General features: G+C 53.8%; 1 rRNA gene. It reads right to left on the bottom strand.

Annotated elements, in window-relative coordinates:
• Window positions 1-676 (bottom strand): 23S ribosomal RNA (locus ACJ8HH_RS23855); the annotation flags it as partial.

Genomic DNA, 676 nt, shown 5'->3' with positions numbered 1-676 from the left:
CTTCCAGCACCGGGCAGGCGTCACACCGTATACGTCCACTTTCGTGTTTGCACAGTGCTGTGTTTTTATTAAACAGTTGCAGCCAGCTGGTATCTTCGACTGGCTTCAGCTCCATCCGCGAGGGACTTCACCTACATGCCAGCGTGCCTTCTCCCGAAGTTACGGCACCATTTTGCCTAGTTCCTTCACCCGAGTTCTCTCAAGCGCCTTGGTATTCTCTACCTGACCACCTGTGTCGGTTTGGGGTACGATTTAATGTTACCTGGAGCTTAGAGGATTTTCCTGGAAGCAGGGCATCAACTACTTCTGCACCGTAGTGCATCGTCATCACGCCTCAGGGTTAGTATGCAACCGGATTTACCAGGTCACACCCCCTACACGCTTAAACCGGGACAACCGTCGCCCGGCTAGCCTAGCCTTCTCCGTCCCCCCTTCGCAGTAACACCAAGTACAGGAATATTAACCTGTTTCCCATCGACTACGCTTTTCAGCCTCGCCTTAGGGGTCGACTCACCCTGCCCCGATTAACGTTGGACAGGAACCCTTGGTCTTCCGGCGAGCGGGCTTTTCACCCGCTTTATCGTTACTTATGTCAGCATTCGCACTTCTGATACCTCCAGCAACCCTCACAGGCCACCTTCAACGGCTTACAGAACGCTCCCCTACCCAACAACGC

The organism is Serratia sp. CY32780 (assembly GCF_052169135.1).
Taxonomy (GTDB): domain Bacteria; phylum Pseudomonadota; class Gammaproteobacteria; order Enterobacterales; family Enterobacteriaceae; genus Serratia; species Serratia sarumanii.
Note: the sequence above shows the minus strand (reverse complement) of the source record. Positions and strands in the feature narration are given on the sequence as shown.